The sequence below is a fragment of the Rhodococcus sp. APC 3903 genome (assembly GCF_030407755.1).
GTDB classification, from domain to species: domain Bacteria; phylum Actinomycetota; class Actinomycetes; order Mycobacteriales; family Mycobacteriaceae; genus Rhodococcus_F; species Rhodococcus_F erythropolis.
In genome coordinates this window covers 1-5,915 of the sequence record NZ_JASDCV010000064.1, presented here as the reverse complement: position 1 = coordinate 5,915, position 5,915 = coordinate 1, and the positions used below count along the sequence as shown (strand labels likewise).

General features: G+C 61.8%; 1 protein-coding gene. It reads right to left on the bottom strand.

Going from position 1 to position 5,915, the window contains the following annotated elements:
• Positions 1-5,915, bottom strand: a 5,915-nt coding sequence (locus QMA15_RS32360) for a non-ribosomal peptide synthetase (protein WP_290289208.1), incomplete at both ends; no start/stop codon positions are given.

Below are 5,915 nucleotides of genomic sequence, written 5' to 3'. Positions count from 1 at the left end.
GAGCCGTGTCATTCCACCCCTCGAGCACCAACGAACGCTCAACAGAATCCAAAATATCAACGTCACCAACACGCACCGAAGGATCGGTGGCTACGGAGGAGAGCAGTCGAAGAACTCTGTCCAGCAACGCAGTTGCGTAGTCGGCATCGAAGAAGTCCGGTAGGTACCGCAGCGTCAAGTGCAACTGCTCGTCGAGTGCGATCAGCAGGGTCAACGGGTAGTTCGTGGAATCGTCCGAGGCGATGTCGTCGATCATCATTCCGTCGAGAACATCCGCCTGTGCGGCGAGGCCCTCACGGTCGACCGGGTACGACTCGAATACAACCAACGTGTCGAACAGTGTTCCGACGTCCGCTGCTTTCTGGACATCGGTCAAACCGAGATAGTGATGATCAAGCATTCTCGCCTGCTCGATCTGGACCCTGGCAACCAATTCTTCGACGGACTCCGCGGCGTCGAGGCGCACCCGCACGGGGAGGGTGTTGATGAACAACCCGACCATCGATTCGACGCCGGTGAGCGCCGGTGGCCGGCCGGACACTGTTGCACCGAAGACAACGTCGTCGGTTCCGGTCAACGCACCGAGCAGGACCGCCCACGCGCTCTGCACGATCGTGTTGGCGGTGACCCCGAGTCGTGCGGCCAGAGCGGTGAGCGCCGCGGTTGTCTCCGACGACATCGACACGTTCAGCTTCTGTGACAGCGCGGTGAATTCCTGTCCGCCTGTGACCTGAGCAAGCAGCGTCGGCTCTTCGACGCCGGAAAGCGCATCCGCCCAGGCCGTGAGTGATCGATCACGATCCTGATCGACAAGCCACGCCAGGTAATTGCGATAGCTACGCACACGCGGAAGAACCGAGTCGTCACCACGCGTCGCGTACAGCGCCAACAGGTTCTGCAAGAGCAGTGGCACCGACCAACCGTCGAGAATAATGTGGTGATTCGCCACCACCAAGCGATAGTCCCCCTCCGCCATGGTGACGAAGGTGAACCGAATCAACGGCGGTGATGCCATGTCGAAGTGTGTCGCCTGGTCAGCTGTCAAAACTTCGTCCAGGGCTGCCTCACGGTCGACCGCCGCGATATCGCTGAGATCGATGTTCCGCCACGGGACGGCAACATCTTCGAGGACTATCTGGACCGGCGTTCCGTCGTCGTCGGCCGTGAATGCCGTTCGCAGGTTCGCATAACGGTCGATGATTCCCTGTGCTGCAGTGCGCAATCGGTCGGCATCCACCTTCCCGGACAGAGTGAGAATCATCTGCACCGAGTAGAGGTCGACGCTGGATTCCGCCAACATCGCGTGGAAGAGCAAACCGGACTGCAGCGGTGCCAGGGGCCAGATGTCGGTCACCGTACCGAATCGATTCTCGAACCCGTCGATATCTCGTTGGCTCACGGAGACAAGCGGCACGTCGGACGGTGTGAGTCCACCGGCTCCGACGGAGCGAGAATGCTCCGCCAGGGCAGTCAGTGCTTCGACCCAAATCTGTGCAAATGTCTCGACACTCTCGCCGTCGATGGCACCGACGGGGTATGCGAAAGAGGCCTCCAGAACAGCACCGTCTGCGCCGTCGTTGACGATCGCATTGATGTCGACGACCTTGTTTGCGGGCATGTCGACGTCTTCGGGTGCCGACACCTTGGCGAAATCGCCGGCCGGCAGCCACCCGAGTCCCTCGACGCCTGCCGGAAGATCCTCGGCGACAACTCGTCCCAGGTAGTTGAAGCTGACCTGTCCCCCGGCGAAGCGAGAAAGCACTGCGCGCGTGTCTTCGTTCAGGTAGCGCAGCAGTCCGTACCCGACGCCCTTGTCCGGGATCGCCAGCAGCTGTTCCTTCACTGCTTTGATCGCGCGTCCCGCCGAATCACCTCCGGCGAAAGCGTCACCCAGATCTACCTCGGAAAGATCGAGACTGATCGGGAAGGCAGCGGTGAACCAGCCAACGGTCCTTGACAGATCCGCGCCAGGAATCACGGCTTCTTCGCGACCGTGGCCCTCGAGTTGCAGCAAGGCAGACGTCGAGTCGATTCCGGCTCGGCGACGCCACTCGATCAGCGCGAGTGCCAGTCCAGCGAGCAGGCCGTCGTTGGCGCCGCCGTTGAAAACCTCCGGCAGCGTGGTCAACAGAGTCTCCGTCACCTGAGTGGGGACCGTCACGCTTATCCGCTGAACCGTTGCCGCAACGTCGACGGCAGAGTCGTACGCCCTCTTACCCAGCACCGGGTCCGGTGTCTGCAACACCTTCCGCCACGTATCCAGCTCGGCCACACGCGAATCCCGATGGGCCTCTTCGGACAAAGCATGAGCCCAGCGTCGCATCGACGTACCCGTAGGTTCGAGAGCCACATCCCCCGTCGCTCCGCTCGCCCCGGCCATCTGAGCCGCAGCCGACACCAGATCCGGAACAATGATTCGCCAGGAAACCCCGTCGACGATCAAGTGATGCGCAGCAATGATCAAGCGCCCGGTGCGAGTGGGACCGAAGTCGACCCACACGAACTGAACCATCACGCCGCCTGCCGGATTCAACCGGCCGAGAGCCTCGTCGAGGCCCTTGGAAGCCGTGAGAACAATTGTCGACTCGTCCGAGGACGCATCAACATCCACCCGGCTGAGTAGATCCTCGACGTCCACGGTTCCCGGCTCGGAGACCGACATTCCCCAGCCGCGACCGTCGGAGATCAACCGCGATCGGAACATGTCATGGTGGTCGACGACGGCGGCGAGGGTTCGCACGATGTCGGTTCGCTGCGCTCCGAGTGGAAGCTCGAGAGTCATCGTCTGTGTGAATCGGTTGTAGCTGCCACCGCGCTCGACCATGAATCGTTCGATCGGCGTCAACGGCATCCAGCCGACTCCACCGCCCGGCAACTCCTCGAGCACCACCGCGGCCTCGACGTCGGCGGCATACTTCGCCACTTCGGCCAATGCCGCGACAGTCTTGCTCTCGAAGACGTCACTGGGTGCGAATACGACCCCACGTGCCTTCGCCCGCGAGACGAGCTGGATCGACATGATCGAGTCGCCGCCCTGCGCGAAGAACGAGTCGTCCGTTCCGATTCGATCCAGACCGAGAACGTCCGCGAAGATCTCGCTCAGGACTTGTTCCATCTCGGTAACCGGGGCGCGGAATTCCTTGGTCTCGAAGACCGGCGCTGGGAGCGCTTTTCGGTCCAGCTTGCCGGCCGGGCTCAGTGGCATGTCCGAGGAGACCATTATCGAAGCCGGAACCATGTGAGCCGGAAGGGTTCTGGAGACGAATTCGATCAATTCCGCCGAAGTGACCGAAGCGTTCTTTCCGGTGAACACGTACGACACCAGTGCCGGAGCACCCGACGGCAGGGTCGTACCCATCGTCGCAGCGAACTCGACCTCGGGGTGTGCGGTCAATGACGCATCGATCTCACCGAGTTCGATACGGAAACCGCGAATCTTGACCTGGAAATCGTTGCGGCCCACGTATTCCACGGCGTAGGTGGAGGGTGCGGTTCCAGCGACCCAGCGCACCACGTCACCGGTTCGGTACATTCGCTCGCCCGGATTACCGTGCGGGTTTGCCACGAATCGATCGGCGCTCAAGCCCGGGCGACGATGATAGCCGCGGGTCACCTGAGGACCGGACAGATACAGCTCGCCCGAGACTCCGAGTGGAACTGGATTGAGTCGTGTGTCCAGAACGAAAGCGGCCATGTCACCGATCGTGGCGCCGATGTCCATTCGGTCACCCGGCAGAAGCGGAACGCTGACGTTCGTCACGATCGTCGTCTCGGTCGGGCCGTAGACATTCAAGAACGTCCTGGGAGCCGAAGCCGATGCGGTCGAGCCGTCACCTGTCGTCCACTTGCTGATCAGTTCCGGCGAATACGCTTCGCCACCCACGCCTACGACCGTCAGGTCGTCCAGGCCGCTCGGGTCCATCGACGCCAGAGCAGCCGGCGTGATGAACGCATGGGTGACTCGTTCGCTACGGAACACCTCAGCCAGCTCGTCGCCGCCGTACACGCCAGGTGGGACGATGACCATCGTCGCGCCGGTGGCCACCGCGAGGAACAACTCGAGCATCGACGCGTCGAAACTCGGTGACGCGAAGTGCAATGTCCGCGAGGTGGGCTTCACGAGGTAATGCGCGGCCTGCGTGACACTGAAGCTCGCCAGACCTGCGTTGGTGGCGACAACGCCCTTGGGTAGACCGGTCGTGCCCGAGGTGTAGATGACCCAGGCCGGATGAGCAGTCGTCAGTGGACGGACACGTTCCTCGGCATCGATTGGCGCTGCGGACACTCCGGCGGTCATCTGTTCGCCGCGTGGTCCGTCCACGACCAACCACTCGACGTCGTCGGTGAGGTTCGGACGTTCGACGTCGAGGGTCAGGCCTACCTTTGCACCAGAGTCGCTGAGCATGTGCGCGATACGGTCTGCCGGATAGTGCGGATCGATCGGAACGACCGCTGCCCCGGTCTTCGACACTGCCCAGACCGCGAGTACCGATTCGACGGATCTCGGAATCGACACCGCCACAAGATCTTCAGCCCCGAGACCACGGTTGATCAAAACGCGGGCCAGCTTCGACGACCACTCGTCGACCTCGCGATACGTCATGGACCTACCGGCAGCGGCCTGCGCCGTGCCGGGGTAGCGCAATGCGACGTTGTCCGGGTAACGCGCAGCAGCGTCGGCAAGAATCTCGGCCAACGGCGCCTGCGCTACTCCTGACGAAGCTCTTTGACTCGTCAGAACCTCACGCTCGGACGAGTCGAGGATTTCGATGTCACCCACTGAAGTTGCGGGGTCCGTCGCAATTCCGTTCAGGATGCGCATCAATCGTGCGGCGAATCCGCGGACGGTCGATTCGTCGAACAGATCCGTCGCGTACGTGAACGTCGCCGACAGCCCTTCTGATACCTCACTGATCGTGAGCTGCAGGTCGAACTTGGCCACAGTCTCGTCGATTGCGAACTCGGCGGCCGTCAGACCCGGCAGAGCCAACGAATTCTGCCCCAGGTTCTGGAACGCCAATGCCACCTGGAACAGCGGGTGGTGTGCCCTCGACCGAACGGGATCCAGCACTTCCACGAGCCGCTCGAAGGGAAGGTCCGAGTGCGCGAACGCCTGAAGATCGGTCTCTCGAGCCGACGACAGAAGTGTGGTAAACGGGGCCGAAGGATCAACCTCGGTACGTAGCACCAAGGTGTTGACGAACATTCCGATCAGATCGTCGAGTTCGGATTCACCTCGTCCTGCCATCGGCGCGCCGATGGTGATGTCCGTTGTTCCCGACAGACGTGCGAGAAGTGATGCCAGAGCCGAATGGACCACCATGAACATCGACGCATTGTGCTCACGACCGACACCGATCAGCCGCTCGTGCAGTTCCTGGCCGATCGAGAATTCGAATGTTGCTCCCTGACCGGAGAATACCGCCGGCCGGGCCCGATCCCCGGGAAGATTCAACTGTTCGGGCACGCCGTCCAGTGCTTGCGCCCAGTAAGTGATCTGCTGCGCGATGATTGACTGCGGATCGTCCTCGGACCCGAGAACCTCACGCTGCCACAGTGCGTAGTCGGCATACTGCACCGGCAACGGCGTCCAGGTCGGAGCCTGGCCGTTGGTTCTGGCGTAGTAGGCGGTCATGATGTCGCGGGTCAGCGGGCCCATCGAGAAACCGTCGGTCGAGATGTGATGCACCACGAATACGAGAACGTGCTCGTCGGCCTTGGTCTGGAAAAGCCTGGCGCGCAACGGAACCTCGGTTGTCACGTCGAAACCCGTCGCCACGAAGTTCGTTACCTCGGAAACAATCTCTGAATCCGAGACCAAGGTTGCAGCGAGGTTCACGTCGACATCAGACGGTGCAACGATCTTCTGGTAGCCGATTCCGTCGACCTCGGGGTAGACCGTGCGCAGAACCTCA